The organism is Asaia siamensis (assembly GCF_014635085.1).
Classification (GTDB): Bacteria; Pseudomonadota; Alphaproteobacteria; order Acetobacterales; family Acetobacteraceae; genus Asaia; species Asaia siamensis.
Genome location: NZ_BMCH01000001.1, coordinates 478,069 through 498,517, shown reverse-complemented (window position 1 = coordinate 498,517; position 20,449 = coordinate 478,069). Strand labels below are relative to the sequence as shown.

19 protein-coding genes are annotated in these 20,449 nt (G+C 59.3%); 10 read left to right on the top strand and 9 right to left on the bottom strand.

Going from position 1 to position 20,449, the window contains the following annotated elements:
* Nucleotides 1–45 precede the first annotated feature (45 nt).
* Together IEV53_RS02070 and IEV53_RS02065 are read left to right on the top strand one after the other, a co-directional pair.
* Nucleotides 46–936 (top strand): NAD(P)-dependent oxidoreductase, encoded by an 891-nt coding sequence (locus tag IEV53_RS02070; protein WP_188425109.1) that lies wholly within the window; start codon nt 46–48, stop codon nt 934–936.
* Nucleotides 937–1,044: 108 nt separating this feature from the next.
* A complete protein-coding gene (locus tag IEV53_RS02065) occupies nt 1,045–1,653 on the top strand; it encodes a superoxide dismutase (RefSeq protein ID WP_188425108.1) in 609 nt (202 codons plus the stop codon).
* A gap of 75 nt (nt 1,654–1,728) precedes the next feature.
* Here the strand turns inward: IEV53_RS02065 and yajC are convergent, their stop codons facing one another.
* Complete coding sequence (gene yajC, locus IEV53_RS02060; RefSeq protein ID WP_188425107.1) at nt 1,729–2,043, bottom strand: preprotein translocase subunit YajC; 315 nt, start codon at nt 2,041–2,043, stop codon at nt 1,729–1,731.
* A gap of 122 nt (nt 2,044–2,165) precedes the next feature.
* On the opposite strand from yajC, the gene IEV53_RS02055 reads away from it, so the two are divergent.
* Nucleotides 2,166–3,008 carry an ATP-binding protein gene (locus tag IEV53_RS02055; protein ID WP_188425106.1) on the top strand — a complete coding sequence of 281 codons (843 nt, stop codon included), beginning with the start codon at nt 2,166–2,168 and terminating at the stop codon, nt 3,006–3,008.
* A gap of 115 nt (nt 3,009–3,123) precedes the next feature.
* Here the strand turns inward: IEV53_RS02055 and IEV53_RS02050 are convergent, their stop codons facing one another.
* Entirely contained in the window at nt 3,124–5,640 is a 2,517-nt protein-coding gene (locus IEV53_RS02050; protein WP_188425105.1) for a TonB-dependent receptor plug domain-containing protein, read from the bottom strand.
* A gap of 427 nt (nt 5,641–6,067) precedes the next feature.
* Between IEV53_RS02050 and IEV53_RS02045 the strand changes: the two genes are divergently transcribed.
* Both IEV53_RS02045 and IEV53_RS02040 read left to right on the top strand, forming a co-directional pair.
* Nucleotides 6,068–7,126 (top strand): Rieske 2Fe-2S domain-containing protein, encoded by a 1,059-nt coding sequence (locus tag IEV53_RS02045; protein ID WP_371869820.1) that lies wholly within the window; start codon nt 6,068–6,070, stop codon nt 7,124–7,126.
* 8 nt (nt 7,127–7,134) lie between these two features.
* Entirely contained in the window at nt 7,135–8,097 is a 963-nt protein-coding gene (locus tag IEV53_RS02040; protein WP_188425101.1) for a bifunctional GNAT family N-acetyltransferase/(deoxy)nucleoside triphosphate pyrophosphohydrolase, read from the top strand.
* On the opposite strand, the gene IEV53_RS02035 is transcribed toward IEV53_RS02040, so the two are convergent.
* Nucleotides 8,089–8,991: an SMP-30/gluconolactonase/LRE family protein gene (locus IEV53_RS02035; RefSeq protein ID WP_188425099.1), complete on the bottom strand. Its 903-nt coding sequence runs from the start codon at nt 8,989–8,991 to the stop codon at nt 8,089–8,091. The genes IEV53_RS02040 and IEV53_RS02035 overlap by 9 nt on opposite strands.
* 105 nt (nt 8,992–9,096) lie before the next feature.
* On the opposite strand from IEV53_RS02035, the gene IEV53_RS02030 reads away from it, so the two are divergent.
* Nucleotides 9,097–9,849 carry a competence/damage-inducible protein A gene (locus tag IEV53_RS02030; protein ID WP_188425097.1) on the top strand — a complete coding sequence of 251 codons (753 nt, stop codon included), beginning with the start codon at nt 9,097–9,099 and terminating at the stop codon, nt 9,847–9,849.
* A 78-nt stretch (nt 9,850–9,927) separates the two neighbouring features.
* Here IEV53_RS02030 and IEV53_RS02025 read toward each other — a convergent pair whose 3' ends face one another.
* From IEV53_RS02025 to IEV53_RS02015, 3 genes are read right to left on the bottom strand one after another with little or no spacing between them, the layout of a single operon-like run.
* The gene (locus IEV53_RS02025) at nt 9,928–10,884 is read right to left on the bottom strand and encodes an acetyl-CoA carboxylase carboxyltransferase subunit alpha (protein WP_188425095.1); all 957 of its coding nucleotides are present in this window, start codon (nt 10,882–10,884) and stop codon (nt 9,928–9,930) included.
* Between the two features lie 45 nt (nt 10,885–10,929).
* A complete protein-coding gene (locus IEV53_RS02020) occupies nt 10,930–11,835 on the bottom strand; it encodes a tyrosine recombinase (protein ID WP_188425093.1) in 906 nt (301 codons plus the stop codon).
* Between the two features lie 32 nt (nt 11,836–11,867).
* Nucleotides 11,868–12,104, bottom strand: a complete 237-nt coding sequence (locus tag IEV53_RS02015) for a hypothetical protein (RefSeq protein WP_188425091.1) — start codon at nt 12,102–12,104, stop codon at nt 11,868–11,870.
* A gap of 146 nt (nt 12,105–12,250) precedes the next feature.
* Between IEV53_RS02015 and aroB the strand changes: the two genes are divergently transcribed.
* The 3 genes from aroB to IEV53_RS02000 all read left to right on the top strand — a co-directional run bounded on the left by aroB (nt 12,251) and on the right by IEV53_RS02000 (nt 15,709).
* A complete protein-coding gene (aroB, locus tag IEV53_RS02010) occupies nt 12,251–13,933 on the top strand; it encodes a 3-dehydroquinate synthase (protein ID WP_188425089.1) in 1,683 nt (560 codons plus the stop codon).
* A gap of 310 nt (nt 13,934–14,243) precedes the next feature.
* The gene (locus IEV53_RS02005; protein WP_188425087.1) at nt 14,244–15,383 is read left to right on the top strand and encodes an OmpA family protein; all 1,140 of its coding nucleotides are present in this window, start codon (nt 14,244–14,246) and stop codon (nt 15,381–15,383) included.
* Nucleotides 15,384–15,565: 182 nt separating this feature from the next.
* A complete protein-coding gene (locus tag IEV53_RS02000) occupies nt 15,566–15,709 on the top strand; it encodes a hypothetical protein (RefSeq protein ID WP_188425085.1) in 144 nt (47 codons plus the stop codon).
* A 154-nt stretch (nt 15,710–15,863) separates the two neighbouring features.
* Here the strand turns inward: IEV53_RS02000 and IEV53_RS01995 are convergent, their stop codons facing one another.
* The gene (locus IEV53_RS01995) at nt 15,864–17,426 is read right to left on the bottom strand and encodes a peptide chain release factor 3 (RefSeq protein WP_188425083.1); all 1,563 of its coding nucleotides are present in this window, start codon (nt 17,424–17,426) and stop codon (nt 15,864–15,866) included.
* A gap of 107 nt (nt 17,427–17,533) precedes the next feature.
* The gene (rpsD, locus tag IEV53_RS01990) at nt 17,534–18,151 is read right to left on the bottom strand and encodes a 30S ribosomal protein S4 (RefSeq protein WP_023978552.1); all 618 of its coding nucleotides are present in this window, start codon (nt 18,149–18,151) and stop codon (nt 17,534–17,536) included.
* 355 nt (nt 18,152–18,506) lie between these two features.
* On the opposite strand from rpsD, the gene IEV53_RS01985 reads away from it, so the two are divergent.
* Nucleotides 18,507–18,977 (top strand): LysM peptidoglycan-binding domain-containing protein, encoded by a 471-nt coding sequence (locus IEV53_RS01985; RefSeq protein WP_188425081.1) that lies wholly within the window; start codon nt 18,507–18,509, stop codon nt 18,975–18,977.
* Nucleotides 18,978–18,987: 10 nt separating this feature from the next.
* Here the strand turns inward: IEV53_RS01985 and IEV53_RS01980 are convergent, their stop codons facing one another.
* On the bottom strand, nt 18,988–20,415 hold the full coding sequence (locus IEV53_RS01980) for an MATE family efflux transporter (protein ID WP_188425079.1): 1,428 nt from the start codon (nt 20,413–20,415) through the stop codon (nt 18,988–18,990).
* Nucleotides 20,416–20,449 lie beyond the last annotated feature (34 nt).

Below are 20,449 nucleotides of genomic sequence, written 5' to 3'. Positions count from 1 at the left end.
AGTGCTTTAATCAGGTACATCATGCGCATAGAGGATGTAACAGGAATGACTCAACAGACGATCGGCTTTGTAGGCTATGGCGCCATGGGCGCACTCATGGGGCAAAATCTCAGAAAAGCCGGCTATGGCGTCAGTGCCTACACACCGTCGGGTAAACAGCAGGATGCTGACACCCCCGTCGTGAAAACGGCCTCTGCGCTCGCCGCGCTGTCCGACATTCTGGTTCTCTGCGTACCCAATGATTCTGCTGTCTTCGCCTCTGCCGAAGGTGCGGAAGGGTTTCTGGCCGGAGCCCGAGCCGGTACCATCATCATCAATACGAGCACGATCTCGCCCGAGGCCACGGAGAAGCTTCACGATCTCGCCAACGCAAAGGGGCTGCGTTTTGTCGATGCGCCCATGTCGGGCAGCACACCCGAGGCCGAAAAAGGCGAACTCGTCATGCTGGTGGGGGCGTCACATGACGACCTAGAAGCCGCGCGCCCTGTGCTCAGCGCCATCGGCAAGCTCAGCATCCATGCAGGTCCCGTCGGGGCCGGAACGCGCCTGAAGCTCGTGATCAACGGCATCATGGGTGCCACACTCAACGTCATTGCAGAAGCTGTCGGCTATGGCCTGTCGAGCGGACTCGATCGCTCTATGCTCTACGAAGCCCTCGGTCAGGTGGCGGTAATTTCCCCGCATCACAAGCGCAAGCTCGCTTATGCCGAACGTGGTGATTTCAGCGCGCAGTTTCCGACGCGCCTGATGTCCAAGGATATGGGATTGCTCATTTCCGCAGCACGCAGCACCCACAGCTTCTGCCCGGCCATTGCCATCGCTGATCAGGCCCTCGCCCTCGCCAACAAGCGCCACGCGAATGATGATTATTCTGCGCTGCTCTCTGCCATTGAAAAGAGCGTCGTCCATTCGCCGGAGCCGTCAGAAAAAGCCTGAGCTCACAAAAAGGCCGACGGGTTGACGAAACCCGTCCGGCACCATAGCTGCCTTGGAAGACCAAGCAGCTCCGCTTTGTCCTCACCATGATAGTCCAGGAGACGCACCATGGCTTTCGAACTGCCGTCCCTTCCCTACCAGACCAGCGCGCTCGCCGCTTCGGGCATGTGCCAGGAAACTCTCGAGCTGCACCACGGCAAGCATCATCAGGCCTATGTCACGGCGCTGAATGGCTTTGTCGAAGCCAAGCCGGAGCTTCAGGGCAAGAGCCTTGAGGAAATCATTTTCGCCGTTAAGGGCGACGCTGCCCAGGCGCCCGTTTTCAACAATGCTGGCCAGCACTGGAATCATATCCTGTTCTGGAAGAACCTTGCCCCGAATGGCGGTCAGGTGCCTTCAAAGCTCGCTGCCAAGATCGACTCCGATCTCGGTGGTCTCGATGCCTTCAAGGCCGCCTTCAAGCAGGCAGCTATCTCGCAGTTCGGTTCGGGCTGGGCATGGCTGGTTCTGGGCACCGATGGCAAGCTCGCCGTGACCAAGACCGCCAATGGCTCCAACCCGCTGGCAGAGGGCCAGGGTCGCGCCCTTCTGGGTCTGGATGTGTGGGAACACGCCTATTACCTGGACTTCCGCAACCGTCGTCCGGACTACATCACGAACTATCTCGACAAGCTCGCCAACTACGAGTTTGCCGAAGCAGAGCTGCTCTCTGCCTGATCACTGTCAGGTCGAACAAAAAAACCGGCTTCCTCACGGGAGCCGGTTTTTTTATGTCCAGTTTTCAAGCCGGATTTACTTGGCGGGCTTGGCGCCGTCATTGGCAGGCTTGGCAGAGCTGGTCAGCACCTGCGACACGTTTTCACGCATCAGCTGGACCTTCACGCCGGGAGCGATCTCGACTTCGACTTCCTTGGTTCCTTCGCGTGCGAGCTGTACCGTGCCGATGATACCACCACTGGTCACGATACGATCACCACGACGCAGCGCGTTGAGCTGGGCCTTGAGCTCCTTCTGGCGCGCCTGCTGCGGGCGAATGAGCACAAAATAGAACACGACGAACACGAGGATCATCGGGAGGAGTGAGATAATCCCGCTGTTGGCGAGCATGCGTTTCTTCCATATGTCGATAGGTCAGGGAACGGACGCGCCCGAAAGCCAGCCCGATTGGCCCGGACCATAATAGGTCGCGCCCGCTCGTCAAGCATAGCCACGGAGCAAGGGACATACCCATGGACGCCGTTCTGATCGAAAAACTCGAACGCATTGCCAGTGCGCTCGAGCGCCTCTCACCCGCTCCGGCCAGCCCGGCAACACTCGAAGACAGCGATGCCTTCATGTGGCAGGGAAGCTCTGCGACACTGCGCGCCGTAGCCCGCGTTCAGGGCGTCGATCTGTCCCTGCTGCGCGGCATAGACCGCCAGACGCGCCTCGTGCTGGAAAACACACGTCATTTCGCCCAAGGTCGCAGCGGCAATAATGTCATGCTCTGGGGCGCGCGCGGAATGGGGAAATCCTCATTGGTCAAGGCCTGCTTTGCCGAGGCCAATCGCGATCTTCCTCATGCTCTCGTGCTGATCGAAATACAGCGCGACGACCTCTCCACCCTGCCCCGCCTTCTCGATATCCTGCGTGCCCAGCCAAGACGCTGCATCGTGTTCTGTGACGATCTCTCCTTTGAGACACAGGATGCAGACTATAAATCGCTCAAATCGGTGCTCGATGGCGGCATCATGGGCCGACCGGAGAATGTGCTGTTCTACGCCACGTCGAACCGTCGCCATCTGATGCCGCGCGACATGGTGGAAAACGAGAGCGGCAGCGCCATCAATCCTCAGGAAGCGGTCGAAGAGAAGGTCTCGCTCTCAGACCGCTTCGGCCTCTGGATCGGCGTTCATGGCTGCAACCAGGAAACCTATCTGGCCATCGTCGATGGCTATGCGACGCACCGCAAGCTGGAAATCTCGAAAGAGACCCTGCACCGTCATGCGCTCGAATGGGCCATGGAGCGCGGTGGTCGCTCGGGGCGTGTCGCCGCCCAGTTCATTGATCATTTGAGTGCGACGCTCGGCTGAAGCATGGCAGACAAAAAAACCTGACTGACAAAATGTCAGTCAGGCCTGGAAAAGTATTCTGAAACGATAGCGTCATACGGGGTCCGGTCAGTGGGCCCCGCATGTCAGGCACGGATCAGAAGGTCGCGTTCAGGCGACCGTAGTAATAGGCGCCGTAGATCGGAATACCGGAGGAATCGGTGTCGTAGATCTTCGGTCCCAGATAGTTGGTGATCGGATTCACGTGACGCGGACGCTGGTTGAAGATGTTGTTGGCACCAATAGCGAAGTGCCAATGTTCGGTGAAGCGATACCCCACTTCAAGATCGGTCAGCCATGCCGGGGTATTCTTGAACTCGGCCCATTCGGTGTTGGAATACTTGATTGCAGTCGGCGCCAGATCTTCATAGGTGAGCAGCGACTTCGTCTCGCCATAGCGGGTCTGACGCAGGTTCACATCCCACTGGTGATATGTCCAGTACGCATTCAGGATCAGCTTGCTGCGCGGTGAACCCGTGGTGAGGTAGCCCACCGTCTGCGCATTGGCCGCGGGGTCGCCAAACGCATTGGTGTTGATATGGCTGATGCGGGTCCGATTAAGGTTGAGCATTGCGCTCAGGTTGAGCGTGCCAAAGCGATGCAGATGCAACAGGTAATCGGATTGCAGGTCGAGACCCTGCGTACGCGTGCTGGCCACGTTTGCGAAGTAATTGGCGGTCACGTTGTCCAGTTCAATCCCGCTCGGCAGGTTCACGCCCGTTAGAGCGATAGCATCAAGCGCCTGCTGACCATTGACTGTCGCCGAGCCAATGATTCTGTCACGGATGTTGATCTGATAGACGTCAACCGAGACGTGCCAGTCCTTAAGCGGCTCGGCGATGATGCCACCTTCAGCGCTGGTCGATCTCTCAGGCTTCAGACGTTGCGCACCAATGGTCTTGCCAGCAGCGCCAACCGTCTGGAGCAGCCCCGAAGCACCGGTCGGCGACACGTTAAGCGCCGAGTAATATTGCTCGGGCATGGTCGGCGCACGGAAACCGTTGCTGATCGTGCCTCGGATCGCCAGCTTGCTGGTGATGTCATAGCGCGTCGTAACCTTGCCGTTTTCGGTGTTACCCATATCGGTGTAGTGCTCGAAGCGTCCGGCGAAATCGAGATCCCAATGCGGCAGTGGGTGGAAATCGCCATCCAGATAGCCTGCCCAGATATTACGCTGCCACTGGCCCGCGTTCTGAGGTGTCAGACCGGCGAAGCCCTGCGTACCGCCCAGCTCATACGAAGCCGGCTCGCCCGCCTTGATCTTGTACATCTCCAGACGATGCTCCGCACCAAATGCCAACGTCATCGGCACGACATCGGCAATGCGGAAATTGCGTCGCGCGTCAAAATTGCTGGTCCACTGCGCAAGTGAATAGCTCTGCGCGCGCACGGTGGTAGGCGAGAAGCCATACGCCTTGTAGTAATTCGGGTTGAAGGTGTTCTTGTTCCCGATATCGTCGTCATCCTGACCGTAGAGCGTGCTCAGATCCCAGCTGAAGCCGAAAAGATTATCGCCCTTGATGCCGAGATTCGCCTGAAAATCATTCTCTTCAATGGTCTCGAGCGGCGAGAACCCGTAAGGAAAGGCGCTCGGTGCGACGGTGGGGGTACGGTAGTTCTCGTAGGCCTCGGAGTGACGATGGGCATAGGTGATCAGACCATAGGTCTCGATGCCCTCGGTGATGCCCTTACCCCATTCGATGGAGAGGTTTTCGCGGGTTTCCTCGGGGTTGGAGAGGATCTTGTTGGAGTTTGCGGGCCAGCTTGAGGTCGGGGTCCAGCGATGATCGTTGGTGCTTTTGAGATTCGAGACCCAGTGATCGGTGTGATAGACCTGACCACTCAGATGGACGAAGCCGTCATTACCCCATTTAAGGCCGCCATCGGCGCCAATCAGATACTGCCAGCCATCGCCATTATAGGCATTGGCGCCGGTCTGGGCGACAGTATTGATGCCATGACTGGTCTTCTTGGTGATGATGTTCACGACGCCCGCAATGGCATCCGAGCCATAAAGCGCGGCCGCGCCATCACGCAGGATTTCGATGTGATCGATGGCCCCTGCCGGGATCATGTTCAGATCGACGGGCGTCGAGCCCTGCTGCGGACCGTTATCGGCATAGATATTGGCAGTCGTGTTACGACGCTTGCCGTCGACGAGCACCAGCACTTCGTTCGGGTTGAGACCACGCATACGGATGGCTGAGGTCAACGCACCGGCATCGGCACCATTGGCCGTAACCGTGATGGACGGATCAACGCGGGTGATGGCGTCTGCAAGATTGAGCTGACCGGAACGACGCAGGGTCGCCGATGAAACGACTGTTACCGGCACCGCGCTGTCACGCGCCTTGCGATTGAAGGCGTGCGTGCCGGTCACAATGACAGATTCACCGCTGTCGCCGCTCGCATCGCGGGCCTTGCGCGTGCGGATTTTAGGGACGGAGGCAAGCGCCTGCGTCGAGCCGATCGACGTCCTGCTATGGACAGAGGCGGCTTTTTTCGCTTTGGGCGCGGTCTGTGCAGCTGGCTGGGTGGCAGCCTGAGCATAGGTGAACCCGAAAGGAAAGGAGAGAAGGGTCGCTGCCGCAAGTATTCTTCGTTTTGTGAACATCGTTCGAGCTGTCTCTCCATGGGAACTTCAACAGGAGACAGTCTATGCAGTAATGAAAAATCGTTACAACAGCGGAAAGGATTTTTCTTTCGGTATCGGATTGAATGCGACAAAAAAAACACAGTTTGTTGCACAAGGCCAGCGCAAAACGCCTCGAAAACGCAAGATTCTTTCTCTCGAATCTCGACGCACGCATGAAACTTACCCTCGCACGACCTGCGCCAGAAAGGCGCTGTTCCCCTATACGACAAGCCTGCTAGTGTCTGGCTGCGCATCATCATGCTCAATCTCAGGACCCAGACTTTCGAGGGCATGTCCTTCTGAAGTCACCGGTCAGGAGGAGGTCACGACAGGAATACCCATGACGGAAAGCCTTACTCTCGACACCGCCCCCCACAAACTGGCCGAACAACGCTGTTCGGACGCCATGCGCCTTGGCAAGGACACGGTCGATCTGAGGCGGGTCAAATGCGATCCGAATTACTGGTACCCTGTCGCCTGGTCACATGAACTCAAGAAGGGCAAGACCATCGCCACCCGCTTTGCGGGTCAGCCCATTGCCCTCGTCCGCCCGCAGGAAGGCAGTGTTTTCGCGCTTGAAGATCGCTGCGCCCACCGTCAGGTGCCACTCAGCAAGGGTCGCGTCGAAGGCGAGGCCGTGCAGTGCTGCTATCATGGCTGGGCCTATGGCCGCTCGGGACGCTGCATCGACGTGCCCTATCTCGGCAAGGGCAAACTGCCCAATGGCGTGCGCACCTATCCCTGCCGTGAAGTCGAGGGGCTGATTTTCGTCTTCCCCGGCGATGCCGAAAAAGCAGAGACCACCCCCTTCCCCAAGCTCGGTTCAGTGGCCGATCCGGCTTACAAGACACGGCGCTTCGGCGAGAAGGTGAAATGCCATTACAGCTTCATGCATGAGAATCTGATGGATATGAATCATCAGTTCATGCACTCGAAGCAGATGGGCAAGATGAAGCCCCGCTATCTGGGCGGCGAAAACGAACCCCGCATGGTTGAGGCGCGCTACAGCTTTGCGCGTGTTGGCGGCAAGCAACCCTGGGGTGAGGCGCTGATCTTCGGCGAGCGTCGTGATGCGAGTGCCAAATTCGCCCACCGCGATGTCATGACCATCCGGACCGTCTACCCCTACCAGACACTGCATATCCGCACCGAAGACGAGCCGCCGGTCATGGATCTCTGGATCGTCTACGTGCCCCAGGATGAGGATCACCTCACCTGCCGCGTATTCGGCCTGCTCTCGATTCGTCGCCCGAAGCTGAAGGGAGCGCTCGAACTTGCCTGGCCGCTTCTGGTCGGCTTCACGAACCGCATCTTCGCCGAAGACCGCGAAATTGTGGAACTCGAACAGAATGCCTGGCGCGAACTGGGCGGTGACCGCAATCAGGAAGTCTTTCCGGTCATCAATGCACTGCGCGACCTTCTGCGGCGCGCGGGCATCCAGCCGGACAGCGCAGCAGCGGAGTGACGCTCCGAATGAGTCTTTCGCTCGACGTCGCCCCCTATACGCTTCGCCCCCTCTGCACTGGTGACGGTGCAGCGGTGCATCGTCTGGTCAATGACTGGAGCGTGGTGCGCATGCTCAGCCACCTCCCTTTTCCCTACCCGAGGGAGTTGGCCGATCAATGGATTCTAAGCACGATTGATCGCCAGACAGCGGGCACAGCTTGGCATTTCGCGATCTGCGAGGGCGAAATGCTGATTGGCTGCATCGGCCTCTCTCTTGGCCATCCCAATCAGGGCGCCAAGATCGGCTACTGGGTCGGGCGCCCCTATTGGCAGAAAGGCGTCGCAACAGCCTGCGTGCGCCCGGTTGTGGAATGGGCCTTCGAGACCCTGCCCATCTCCCGTATCCTAGCGGATGTCGCTGACGACAATCTGGCATCAATCGCCTTGCTGGAAAAGATGGATTTCCAGCGCTCTGGCACGACGCATGTGCCATTTCTTTCACGGGGCCCGGATCCATATCCCGTACTGACCTATTGCAGGGAACGCGACACCAGTATGGATACTACCCGGACCGATAAAGCTGCCTCACGCATTCTGCTTGTCGTTGCTGGCGTCCTGATAGACGGCGAAGGTCGCATCCTTCTGGCGCAACGCCCACCGGGCAAACCCCTTGCGGGGCTCTGGGAGTTTCCCGGCGGAAAGGTCGAGCCGCATGAGGCACCGGAACAGGCGCTGATTCGTGAAATGCATGAAGAACTCGGCATCGACATCGCGTCTGGCTGCCTTGCGCCTTTCACCTTCGTCTCGGAGAATATTGGCTCGCGCCATCTCCTTATGCCACTCTACGTGTGCCGACGCTGGCGTGGCCAGCCCGTCGGCAAAGAAGGACAGGCGCTGGCCTGGGTTACCGCAGACCAGCTTGATGCCTACCCGATGCCAGCTCCTGACCGGCCACTCATTCCTTTGCTCAAGGAACTTATTCTAGGCTGACAGGGCGATACGATGCTGCGGCAAGCCCGCCTTGTCAGAACGGAAGGTGAAAAGGCTGCCCGATTGCGGCTGGGCAGCAAGCGCCTCTTCTGAAACATCCTTGCGGGCAGTCGTCACATAAGCTGTCTTGCGATCATCGCCACCAAAACAGACCTTTGTCACATTGGCTGCGGGAATACGGATGGAGAAACGCTCTGCACCTTCCGGTGTGAAACAGCGCACATGCCCTCCGCTCCATGTCGAGCACCACACATTCCCCTCGCAATCGGCCACTACGCCATCGGGATAACCTTCCTCTTCGGGAAGACGAAGGAAGACCTGCTTGTTCTCAAGCTCACCCTCGTCCGTGATATCGAAGCGATAGATGACGCCATTCGGCGTATCGCAGGCGTAGAGATGCTTGCCGTCAGGTGAGACGGTGGGGCCATTCGATACCACATAGCCCGTATCGTGTTTTCTGAGCACGAATCCGCCAACCTCATGCGTCACGCTGTAAAGCGAGCCTAAGGGCGCCTCTTCAGAATCATCCATCGTCCCGAACCAGCCTCGCCCGTGCAGATCGACGCAGCCATCGTTCAGACGATTGCCTGGCAATTCAGCCTCGACCTCCAGTGCTTTCACAAAGCTTCCGTCTGTAGGGTCGAAGCGATAGAGCCCGTCCGGGAGCCCCGCGAGAAAGCTGCCATCATCAACCGGCATGAGAAACGCAACCTTGCCCGGCGCTGCCCAATGACAGGCCTCGCCCTGAGCCGGGCTGAACCGATGCACCTTACAGTCGTTGATATCGACGAAATACACGGCGTTTTCGCCGGAGATCCAGACGGGGCCTTCACCGAGTTCGGCACGCACGTCGTAAGCGCATGACGCGCAAGCCTCGACATTGGGTTCGGCCATTTCTGTTCTCCCGCGAAAAAGTCATCGATTACTCGAGGTTTAACGCAAAACAACACTGTATGGTTGTCGATGTTTCCATTCCTCGTCACTCAGAGGGACCCAGTCATGACTCCTACCGCCTGCCTCCTGGTTATCGGCAACGAGATTCTCTCAGGCCGCACGCAGGACGCCAATATCCGCTTTATAGCAACCGGCCTCGCTCAGGCCGGGATCGCCCTTGAGGAAGTGCGCGTCATCCCCGATAAAGCCAGAAAAATCGTCGAAACTGTTGCGACTTGTCGCGTCCAGTTCGATCACGTCTTCACGACGGGGGGCATCGGCCCGACCCATGACGACATCACGGCCGGATGCGTCGCTGAGGCCGTCGGCGTTCCGCTCGAATGCCATGAAGAAAGCTATCGTGAACTCGAGGCCTATCTCGGCAAGGAGAAATTCAACAAGGCCCGCCAGCGTATGGCGTGGCTGCCACGAGGGGCCGTTCCGATACGCAATACGGTGTCGATCGCACCGGGCTTCAGCATCGCCAATGTTCATGTCATGGCCGGTGTCCCCTCGATCATGCAATCGATGTTCACCGCGTTGCTCCCCACACTAGAAGGTGGCGCGCCGCTCTGCTCGGTCGCCTGGCATGCCGATCTGCGCGAGGGGACGCTGGCCGAGGGGCTGGAAGCCATACAGCACGATTTCCCCGAGCTCGATCTCGGCTCCTATCCTTTCGAAAGACCCGACGGGCGCAGGGGCGTGTCTCTTGTGGCCAAGGGATATGACAAGGAAAAAGTCGAAGCCGCCGGTGAGAGTATCAAGGCGCTGATCGAATCGCTGGGCGTCACTCCGATCCCCGGTGAACCCGCCCCCTGAAACGACAAAACGCCCGACCTCTCGGTCGGGCGTCTGTATGCTTTATCTTAATGCGTGGATTGCTTCGCTCGCGCGCGCCTAGAGCGCCTCGCGCCCCATGGCGAGAAACTTCTCGCGACGTTTGGCAACCAGGTTTTCGCTTTCAAACGGCAGAAGCTCGCCAAGCATATCGCCGATAGCATCACCCACCGACGCAATTGCCTCATCCGGGAAGCGCTGGGCACCGCCGATCGGCTCGGGGATGATCCGGTCGATAAGACGCAGCTTCAGCAGATCCTGAGCCGTCAGCTTGAGGGCCTCGGCAGCAGTCGAAGCCTGCTTCGGGTCGCGCCAGAGAATCGACGCTGCACCTTCAGGGGCAATGACCGAATAGATCGAATGCTCGAGCATGAGCACGCGATCGCCCGCGCCCAGAGCCACAGCACCGCCGGAACCACCTTCACCGATGATGATGGCAATAAGCGGCACAGGGGCACGCAGACAGCAATCGGTCGAACGGGCAATCGCCTGGGCCTGACCGCGCTCTTCGGCATCGATACCCGGCCAGGCGCCAGACGTGTCGATAAAGGTCAGAATCGGCAGCCCGAAACGTCCGGCCATTTCGACAAGGCGCTGTGCCTTGCGATAGCCTTCAGGCTTGGGCATGCCAAAATTGTGACGCAGGCGCGACTCCATGTCGAAGCCACGTTCGGTGCCGATCACCATCACGGCCTGACCGCGGAAACGGGCCAGACCGCCGACGATGGCCTGATCGTCATGGCCGAGGCGATCACCGGCAAGCGGCGTATATTCCTCAAGCAGCCCCTTAAAGTAATCGAGGGCGCGAGGACGCTGCGCATGACGCGCGACCATCACCTTCTGCCAAGGCGTCAGCTTGGTATAAGCTGCCCGAAGCTGCTTTTCCGCCTTGTCGGAGAGCTTGCCGATTTCGTCGGCAATGTTGATGCCTTCGCCGTCCTTCGCCATCTGACGAAGTTCGGCAATCTTGTTTTCAAGCTCGGCAACCGGCTTTTCGAAATCGAGATACTGACGCATGACCCGCCGATAGCACGGCTTCCATCCCGACAACAATCCGTTGCGTCACGAGACCGTCTCATCAGAGAGCGGATGATGCTGGGTAAGCACCTGCCTGAGCCGTTCCTGCATCACATGGGTATAGATCTGGGTCGTGCCGATATCGGCATGACCGAGCAGCATCTGCAGCGCCCGCAGATCGGCGCCGCGCTCGAGCAGATGGGTCGCAAAGGAATGACGGAGCACATGCGGCGAGACCAGATCGGGGTCAATGCCAGCCCTGAGCGCAACCTGCAGAAGAATCTTGTCGAATCCCTGACGTGTCAGGGGCTTTGAAGGGTTTCGCCCGGGGAAGAGATAAGGGCTGTCGATGTCCCGGTCGTGATGCAGCAGGGCGAGCGCAGCCTCTCGTGCCGCATGAGACACAGGAATGAGCCGTTCACGCCCCCCTTTGCCTCTGATCAGCACCATGGGGGCGTCGCGCATGAACACCCTCCCCGGCAAGCCGAGTAGCTCGGAAATGCGCAGCCCGGTTGTATAGAGCAGTTCAAGCGCGGCGCGGCTCACAAGGTCACGCCTCGGATCGTCATGTCCGTTGCAGCCCAGATCGATCAGGGCTGTCACCTGATTTTGCGAGAGCAATCTGGGCAAGGCACTCTTGTGCCGTGGCATGGCGACTGTCTCGGTGGGGTCGACAACACACCACCCCTCCCTCAACGCAAAGCGAAAGAACTGCCTGAGGCAGGAGAGCCGACGCGCCGTGGTGCGGGACGAAAGCCCCGCCTTGCCCTGCACAGCCGCATAGGCCGCTATCGCCGCACGATCGGCATTCAGAAGGGCGCCACCCGGTGAGGCATGACGCAGAAAGGCCACGAAATCTTCCAGATCCGCCGCATAGGCCTGACGCGTACGCGAAGCGGCGTTGCGCTCTGCGAGAAGCATTTCGAGAAAGGCCTCGGCCGCTGGCGGCAAGGCGCTCTCCCGTTTCGTATGAGAGCGGGGCTTCAGTGCTGGAGCGTCGGCGCGGCGACCGGCTCGGGCATGGCAGGCAGCGGCTGGCCAGCCTGGGGCATCGCCTGTGTCTGTGTCACCGCGAATTGTGTACCTGGAAGCTCTTTATGCACGATCGTCTGAACCGGCAGCGGCGGGTTCATGCCCAGCTTCAGAAAGGCGCCGCCCAGACCCAGAACGAGCAGAACGAGAAGGGCGAGGGCGATCCTCGGAAAGCTCAACGTAGACATGAGGGCTCCTGAACATAGGCGCGAAAACGGGATTTTCGACACGTCGCGCAACCCACACAGGGTCAGGTCGGTGGCGAGCGGCTTTCCTGTATGTTAGCCTTGCATGAATGTCACGCCCCACCTTTTTTTCTGATCGAAACCGAACGATGACCGACCTGCCTGATCCCGTCCCGGGATCGGTCTCCTCCCTGACCGCCTCCTCGCACGGAATTATTGTTCTTGTCGGGTTGATGGGGGCAGGAAAGACGACAATCGGTCGGCGCCTCGCCTCTCGACTCGGTCTCGATTTTGTCGATGCCGATCACGAAATCGAACGGGCTGCGGGGTGCACGATTGCTGAAATTTTCGCGCGCCATGGTGAACCTGCTTTCCGCGATGGCGAGCGACGGGTGATCCAGCGCCTGTTGCAAGGTGCGCCCAAGGTGCTGGCGACGGGCGGTGGCGCCTTCATTGACGCCCAGACGCGTGGACTCGTTAAAAAACACGCCCGCTCGATCTGGTTGCGCTGCCCCCTGCCCATTCTGGTCAAGCGCGTTTCAGGACGCACCGGGCGCCCCCTTCTCGACAAGGGCAATGTGGAGACAACTCTGGCGACGCTTCAGGCACAGCGTCACCCTATTTATGCAGAGGCCGATATCATCGTGGATTGTGGAGATGACAGCGTCGATCACGGCGCCCAACGTATAATCGAAGCCCTTGATTCCTATGCGCATCCCCTCAAGGTGCCAGTCACGCTGGAATCCCATCATTATGAAGTGCTCATCGGGTCGGATCTGATCAGCCGCGCGGGCGCTTACCTGGCACCGATCCTGCCGCAGAAGCGCGCTGTTGTGGTGACAGACGAAAATGTTGCCGTGCTGCATCTTCCCCGATTGATGGCGGCGCTCGCCGAAACCGGCATCGAGGCAAAATCCTTTGTCGTGCCAGTGGGTGAGGAATCGAAGTCGCTCACGCGTTATGCGCAGCTCATCAACGACATTCTCGACCACGGCATGGAACGCCGCACGGCAGTCATCGGCCTCGGCGGCGGTGTGGTTGGCGATCTCTCCGGTTTCGTTGCTTCAAGCATTCTGCGCGGTGTCCCTTTCGTCCAGATTCCGACCACCCTTCTGTCGCAGGTCGATAGTTCCGTTGGCGGCAAGACGGGGCTAAACGCTCGCGCAGGCAAAAATCTCGTTGGCGCCTTCTATCAGCCACAGATCGTACTGGCTGACAGCTCTGCGCTGGCAACCCTCTCACGACGCGAACGGGTCGCGGGCTATGCCGAAATCGTCAAGGCCGGGCTTATTGCCGACCCTGAACTGTTTGCCTGGTGCGAGACCCATGGGGCCGATATCTTGGATGGCGACCCTGCAGCACTTGCCGAGGCCGTGCAGCGCGCCTGCAGTTTCAAGGCGCGTGTCGTCATGGAGGACGAAAAAGAAACTGCAGCCCAGGATGGACGCGCCCTGCTCAATCTGGGCCACTCTTTCGGCCACGCCCTTGAGGCCCATTACAAGTATGACGGCCGCCTTCTTCATGGTGAGGGGGTTTCAATAGGCCTTCACCTGGCCGCTGCTCTTTCAGTGGCGCTTGGTCACTGTCCGGAAAGTGACATGCAGCGTCTGGATGCCCATCTGCGCGGTCTGGGCATGCCCGCCGGCCTCGACTGGCTCGACGAGACACTAAGCGCGGAAGAACTCATTGCTTCGATGGCACGTGACAAAAAGGTTCAGGACGGACGGCTGTCATTCGTGCTGATGCGCGGAATCGGCAAGGCATTTACCAGTCGCGATGTTGAAATGGACACGGTGCGTGACGTTTTGGTGCAAGCCGGATGCCGGGAGTAACGGAACCGGACCTGTTTCGCGATTTTCCTTACGAATCAGTCAGTCACCTCACGATCCGTTGATGACACGAATCAGAAAAAACCCCGTTAGAACGAGGCACTGCATAAGAAATTGTTAATCGGACGGAATGAAGTGTTGCAGTTTGGACACGGCTATTTCGTCTAATCGTCAAATACCTATGGAACTCACTTCCTGAACCGGAACTGACGGCTCTATACGCACTTATGCATCGCGCTGAGCTTGTTGTTGCTTCGCCTCTTCGGGGGCAACGAGGCAGGCTTGAATGGATGAATTTATGAGGACGAAACTAATGCGTCTCCGCACGGCACTTCTGGCCATGACGTCGATGGCAGCCGCCCCGACGATCGCCATGGCGAGCACCATCACCGGCCCGTATGTCAATATCGGCGGTGGCTATAACCTGGCTCAGACCCAGCACGCGCACTTCTCCCCGACGACGCAGGCTGACGGCACGACCAGCGATAACGGCTCCAGCTCCAAGTTCCGTCACAAGGACGGCTTCACGAGCTTCGGTTCGTTCGGCTGGGGCTTCGGCAACGGCCTGCGCGCTGAAGTCGAAGGCGTTTACAACTACTCGCAGATCAACCACCGCAACCCGACGGGTACGCCTGGTTCGACCAGCGGTTCCGACCAGTCCTATGGCGGCTTCGTCAACGTTCTGTATGACATCGATCTGGCTCAGTTCGGCATCAACCTGCCGGTCACGCCGTTCGTTGGTGTCGGTGCAGGCTACCTGTGGCAGCACTACAACCCGATCACCACGTCCTACACCAACGGCGCGACCAACCGCGTTGGCGGCACGCAGGGTGGCTTCGCCTACCAGGGCATCGTCGGTGCAGCCTATGACATCCCGGGCGTTCCGGGCCTCGCCCTCACCGGTGAATACCGCATGATCGGCCAGACCTTCACGGATGGCGCATACCGCTCCACCTCGTGGAACCGTACGGGCGTGCACAAGGGTAACGTGAACTTCGGTGACCGCTTCCAGCACCAGTTCATCGTCGGCCTGCGTTATGCATTCGACACGGCTCCCCCGCCGCCGCCGCCGGCTCCGGTCGTCGTTCCGCCGGCAGTGCAGCCGGCCCGCACCTACCTGGTCTTCTTCGATTGGGACAAGTCGAACCTGACGGGTCGCGCTCGTGAGATCGTTGCCCAGGCAGCTCAGGCTTCCACGCACGTCCAGACGACGCGCATCGAAGTCAACGGCTACACCGACAACTCTGCTGCACACCCCGGTGCTCGCGGCCAGAAGTACAACCAGGGCCTCTCGGTCCGTCGTGCGCAGTCGGTCAAGGCTGAGCTGATCCGTGACGGCGTTCCTGCCGCTGCGATCGACATCCACGGCTATGGTGAGCAGCATCCGCTGGTCCCGACGGGTCCGAACACCCGCGAGCCGCAGAACCGTCGCGTCGAAATCATCCTGCGCTGATTTTGGCCTGATCTGATCGCTGCTCAGGCGGCTTTCAGGTTGGTTCAGGAACAAAGGCCCTTGGCAGTCATGCCAAGGGCCTTTTTCTTTGCCTATCTGCCATGCAATCAGCACAACACATTACGTGCGTGTAATCCGTTATAAGAGAGTCGTGTCATCAATCCCGGAAAAGGGAGTTTGCCATGACCCAGATTTCTCATTTCAGCGATGCGCCGAACCTGCACCGTTCCTCAATGGATCATCGTCAGGAAGGCATAGGCCTCACCATGGGGGCCATTCTCGGCGGGTTGATTGCTCTAGGCACGATCGCCTTGCTCATGATGTGAGGGGCGTCTGTCCACCATCGGTCTCGAGGCTCGCTCTTTGGCCTGCAGACTGGAAAACCATACTGACTGACCGATAGGAGCCTTCTTCACCTAGGCGCAGCGCAAAAAAAAGCCCCGGTAATTCCGGGGCTCTTTCCCAGTTCTGAGATCAGGATCAGACGCTCAGGCCGATCTGTTTGATATCGTGAAAACCGAGATCGGTATTCATTTCGACCGTGCGGCGCATCATGAAATTCGAACTGGCGAGAAACACGGGATCGCCATCCAGATCGTCAGCCATGGCCGAGCGATTGACCATGGAGAACGCCTCGATCTTGGCGCGCTCACCCGTTACCCACCGGGCAATCGTATAGGGCGTCGACTCAAAACCGATAGCAACCCCGTACTCTCCCTGCAGACGCGACTGCAGCACATCAAGCTGCAGGGTGCCCACGACGCCGACAATCGGCGGCAACCCGTCCTGTGGACGGAAAAGCTGCACAACCCCCTCTTCCGCCAGTTCGACCAGAGCCTGACGCAGCTTCTTGGCTTTCATGGCATCGTCCAGCCGCACACGCCGCAGGATTTCAGGCGCAAAATGCGGCACGCCTGTGAAGCGCAGTTCTTCACTCTCTGAGAGTGTGTCCCCAATACGCAGGGTCCCATGGTTGGGAAGTCCCACCACGTCACCCGCGAAAGCCTCCTCGGCAAGCTGTCGGTCACGCGCAAAGAAGAATTGCGGGGTGTGCAGAGCAAACTGCTTTCCTGTACGGACATGCTTCAGACGCATGCCACGCGTCAGCTTGCCAGAACAGATACGGGCAAAAGCCATGCGGTCACGATGGTTCGGGTCCATATTGGCCTGAATCTTGAAGATCAGTGCCGTTACCTGCTCTTCATCGGCCTTTACTTCTCGCGTCTCGCTGGGTTGCGCACGTGGCTCGGGGCCATAAGCCACCAGTGCGTCGAGAAGATCGGTAACGCCAATCTCCTTCATCGCACTGCCGAAAAATACCGGCGTCAGATGACCGGCGTCAAAAGACTCACGATCAAAGAGCGGCAGAGCCGCTTCAGCCAGTTCCAGCTCCTCCGAGAGCGCGACCATGCGGGCATCCGACTGGGGCAGATCGACCGCTTCACCGCGTATCTCACGTGTGCGCATGTCATACGTGCCAGCGAAATGCCCGGCGCGTCCGATAGGCCAGGTCGCCGGAGATGTATCGAGCGCCAGTGTCGAGGCAATCTCGTCCAGCAGGCCGAAGCAATCCTGCGCCTCACGATCCATCTTGTTGATGAAGGTCACGATGGGAATATCGCGCAGGCGACAGATCTCGAACAGCTTGCGTGTGCGATCCTCGATACCCTTGGCAGCGTCGATGACCATCACGGCGCAGTCAACAGCCGTAAGGGTACGATAGGTGTCTTCGGAGAAGTCTTCATGGCCCGGCGTATCGAGCAGATTGAAAACGCAGCCGCCATATTCGAAGGTCATGACCGAGGTAACGACCGAAATGCCGCGATCGCGCTCGATACCCATCCAGTCGGATTTGGTGCGGCGGCGTTCACCCTTGGCGCGCACATTGCCCGCGAGCTGGATGGCACCACCAGCGCGCAGGATGCGCTCTGTCAGGGTCGTCTTGCCGGCGTCAGGATGCGAAATGATGGCGAAGGTCCGGCGACGCCGGATCTCGCTGGCAAGGCCGGTGGCAGAAACGGGGGCGGACGCGGCTTCGGACATCGAAAAAGACCTTCGGTAAAACGGCAATTACCTGAAACGACAAATGCCGGACCGGGGGTGAACCCGATCCGGCATTGGCCAGAAACACCCGGTAGAAAAACCGGCGTTTAGCGCGAGTAGAACTCGACCACGAGGTTCGGTTCCATCTGCACGGGGTACGGCACATCGGACAGACGCGGGCTGCGAACGAACTTGCCCTTCATCTGGCGATGATCGACCTCGATGTATTCCGGCACGTCACGCTCAGCGGACTGGGCGGCGTCAAGAACAACAGCAAGCTGCTTGGACTTTTCGCGCACTTCGATCACGTCGCCATCGCGAACCAGATACGAAGGGATGTTCACTTTGCGGCCATTGACCGTCACGTGGCCGTGGCTCACGAACTGACGGGCAGCAAACGGGGTGATCGCGAACTTGAGGCGGTAGATCACCGCATCCAGGCGACGCTCCAGCAGGTCGATCAGGTTCTCCGACGTATCGCCCTTGCGACGCACGGCCTCATCATAATACTTGCGGAACTGCTTCTCGCTGATGTTGCCGTAGTAGCCCTTGAGCTTCTGCTTGGCCATCAGCTGGATCGAGAAGTCGGAGGGCTTCTGCTTGCGGCGCTGGCCATGCTGACCAGGGCCGTATTCCCGCTTGTTGACCGGCGACTTGGCGCGGCCCCACAGGTTTACGCCCAGACGGCGATTGATTTTATACTTGCTCTCTTGGCGCTTGCTCATGTGCAAGAACTCGCTTCGACTTCGGGCTGCCCTATGCTGCGTGGCAACCGCATGTTGCGCCGGTAGGCCTTCCCCCGAATTAGGAAAGACGGGCGCATTCCTCGAACCGCAACCTCGGGATGCAGATCCCGGTCTGGTAACGGCCGGCATGTCCACGTTCCCGGCAATAGCGGCGGCAGGTATAGGACCCCCGCCACGCTGTCAATCTAAATCGACCCCACAGTAGGATACCTCACCAGGGCAAATCGGGTCAGTGAGGGAACAATCACTGGACTGATACGTCAGCAGAAATACGATGGGCATAGCCTGCGGCAGCGAGTCATCTGCGCAGGACGAAGAAAAAGGGAGCCTTCTCATGGCTATTTTCAAATTCAACCGGGCGGCGGGTCGCAAGCTTAATGACAAGGCGGAGATCGAGGCGATCAATCCCGCAGGGGCACCGGCGCCGCGTGCGCCCCATGAGAGCCTGATCAAGCGCGCCTTCAAGCAGTACGGGCTTTCACAGCTTTCCGTATCGCATATCACGGTAAGAGACACGACGGTGGCGGTCAAAGCCAAGGCCGAAAGTGCTGCCGAGCGTGACGCCATCATTCTTGCCGCGGGCAACATCGCCGGTATCGATACCGTCCACGCCGATATCACGGTACCGGAAGGAACACCCGAGCCGGTCTTCCATCAGGTCAAGCCGGGCGAGACGCTGGCCGCCATCGCGGAAAAGACGGATGCCGACGTCACGGCGCAGGATCTGCACGAGGCAAACAAGGACGAACTCGCCCATAGTGAGGGTGTCTATCCCGGACAGACCATCCGTATTCCCGAGGCCTGAATCATACCCTTCACGCCGGATCTGCGAGCCCTTCCCCCGGAACGGGCTCGCCAGAGCCGAGTTTGCGCCTGAACGTGACGGCGAGACGTATCGACAGCAGAAACGCCAGGATACCGAGCCCCGTCGCAAGACCGATCCACAGACCGATCGCGCCGTATCCCCCCTTGAAGGCAAGCCAGTCGCCACCGAAAATCGAGACAGGTACGTAGGTCAGTACCATCAGCACCATCGGCATGAATGTGTCGTGACAGCCACGCAGGGCACCGGCGCAAACGCACTGCACGCCATCCAGAATCTGGAAAATACCGGCAATCTTCAGCAGCGACACCGCAATCGGCATGACCTGGGCCGCATCTGCGCTTCCCGAGCGCAGATAGAACCCGGCAATATATTCAGGAAAGACGAGCAGCACGGTCGCTGTGAAGCTGGTCCAGAGCAGCACCAGAAAAAGAGCACCGAGCGTCGAGCGCAAGGCGGCACGGGGTGAGCCGGCGCCCAGCCAATAGGCAACACGGATATTGACCGCCTGTGAAACGGCGAGGCTGATCATAAAAGCTGTACTTGTGACGCTCAGCGCGATCTGATGCGCGGCAGAAGAGACCGCCCCCAGGGCCCCCGCATGCAGCCCCGTCATCTGGAAAGCCAGCAACTCTGCGCCGGTTGCCCCCATCATGGGCAGCCCCAGACGCAGCATCTCGCCCATCGCACGCGGGTCAGGGCGCGCTACGCGCAGATGGCGCTTCAGATGGGCCTGCCGACGGGCCAGCACCACCAGAAGCAGCGCAATGGACCATCCTGTCACGATCGTGGCGCAAGCCGAGCCCCATAGCCCCATCTCCGGCAGTCCGAAGCGACCATGGATCAACCCGGCATTGAGGAAGCCATTCATGACGGCCATGCCCGGCATGGTCCATAAAAGCAGCCGCTCGCTTCCGAAGGCAGGCAGAATGATGCGCAACAGGCCGATGATGACCAGATTGGGGAGCAGCGCCCAGAGCAGCAAATGCATGAAGCGGCTGCCCTGGGTGACGATCTGCGACGGCTCATTGAAAAATGCCAACAGAGAGCCTGCAGGCAGAAGTATCACCAGCACAGGAAGGCAGAGCAGCAACGCGAGGACCACGCCTGAAGAGACGATTCCCGAAAGATCTTCCAGCGTGTTCTGCGCAGCAAAGGCCCGTCCCCTCGCCCGGGAGATCAGGATGCTGCCCCCCCCAAGGGCCGCCTGAAACGTGATGAAGGTGCAGAAGAAAAGATTGGTGGTCATGCCCCCAACAGCAAGCGCCGTCGCACCGAGACTGCCCAGCAGCACCGTATCGGTCACATTCATGGCCATCTCGCTCAGCTGCGAAAAACTGAGCGGCGCGGCTATTTTGACCAGCGCGCGCAAATGCTGGCCCCAATGCGGCACCGTGATGGAAGAGCGAAGTTCTGTCATATTGTTCTGCTTATACCACGAGGGGCAGAAAACC

Excerpts from the sequence above, each read along its gene's own strand:
- rpsD (WP_023978552.1), bottom strand. The coding sequence starts at position 18,151 with ATGAGCAAGCGCCAAGAGAGCAAGTATAAAATCAATCGCCGTCTGGGC.
- IEV53_RS02000 (WP_188425085.1), top strand. The coding sequence starts at position 15,566 with ATGACCCAGATTTCTCATTTCAGCGATGCGCCGAACCTGCACCGTTCC.
- IEV53_RS02065 (WP_188425108.1), top strand. The coding sequence starts at position 1,045 with ATGGCTTTCGAACTGCCGTCCCTTCCCTACCAGACCAGCGCGCTCGCC.
- IEV53_RS02045 (WP_371869820.1), top strand. The coding sequence starts at position 6,068 with ATGCGCCTTGGCAAGGACACGGTCGATCTGAGGCGGGTCAAATGCGAT.
- IEV53_RS02005 (WP_188425087.1), top strand. The coding sequence starts at position 14,244 with ATGCGTCTCCGCACGGCACTTCTGGCCATGACGTCGATGGCAGCCGCC.
- IEV53_RS02025 (WP_188425095.1), bottom strand. The coding sequence starts at position 10,884 with ATGCGTCAGTATCTCGATTTCGAAAAGCCGGTTGCCGAGCTTGAAAAC.
- IEV53_RS02030 (WP_188425097.1), top strand. The coding sequence starts at position 9,097 with ATGACTCCTACCGCCTGCCTCCTGGTTATCGGCAACGAGATTCTCTCA.
- yajC (WP_188425107.1), bottom strand. The coding sequence starts at position 2,043 with ATGCTCGCCAACAGCGGGATTATCTCACTCCTCCCGATGATCCTCGTG.
- IEV53_RS01985 (WP_188425081.1), top strand. The coding sequence starts at position 18,507 with ATGGCTATTTTCAAATTCAACCGGGCGGCGGGTCGCAAGCTTAATGAC.
- IEV53_RS02070 (WP_188425109.1), top strand. The coding sequence starts at position 46 with ATGACTCAACAGACGATCGGCTTTGTAGGCTATGGCGCCATGGGCGCA.
- aroB (WP_188425089.1), top strand. The coding sequence starts at position 12,251 with ATGACCGACCTGCCTGATCCCGTCCCGGGATCGGTCTCCTCCCTGACC.
- IEV53_RS02015 (WP_188425091.1), bottom strand. The coding sequence starts at position 12,104 with ATGTCTACGTTGAGCTTTCCGAGGATCGCCCTCGCCCTTCTCGTTCTG.
- IEV53_RS02055 (WP_188425106.1), top strand. The coding sequence starts at position 2,166 with ATGGACGCCGTTCTGATCGAAAAACTCGAACGCATTGCCAGTGCGCTC.
- IEV53_RS02050 (WP_188425105.1), bottom strand. The coding sequence starts at position 5,640 with ATGTTCACAAAACGAAGAATACTTGCGGCAGCGACCCTTCTCTCCTTT.
- IEV53_RS02035 (WP_188425099.1), bottom strand. The coding sequence starts at position 8,991 with ATGGCCGAACCCAATGTCGAGGCTTGCGCGTCATGCGCTTACGACGTG.
- IEV53_RS01980 (WP_188425079.1), bottom strand. The coding sequence starts at position 20,415 with ATGACAGAACTTCGCTCTTCCATCACGGTGCCGCATTGGGGCCAGCAT.
- IEV53_RS01995 (WP_188425083.1), bottom strand. The coding sequence starts at position 17,426 with ATGTCCGAAGCCGCGTCCGCCCCCGTTTCTGCCACCGGCCTTGCCAGC.
- IEV53_RS02040 (WP_188425101.1), top strand. The coding sequence starts at position 7,135 with ATGAGTCTTTCGCTCGACGTCGCCCCCTATACGCTTCGCCCCCTCTGC.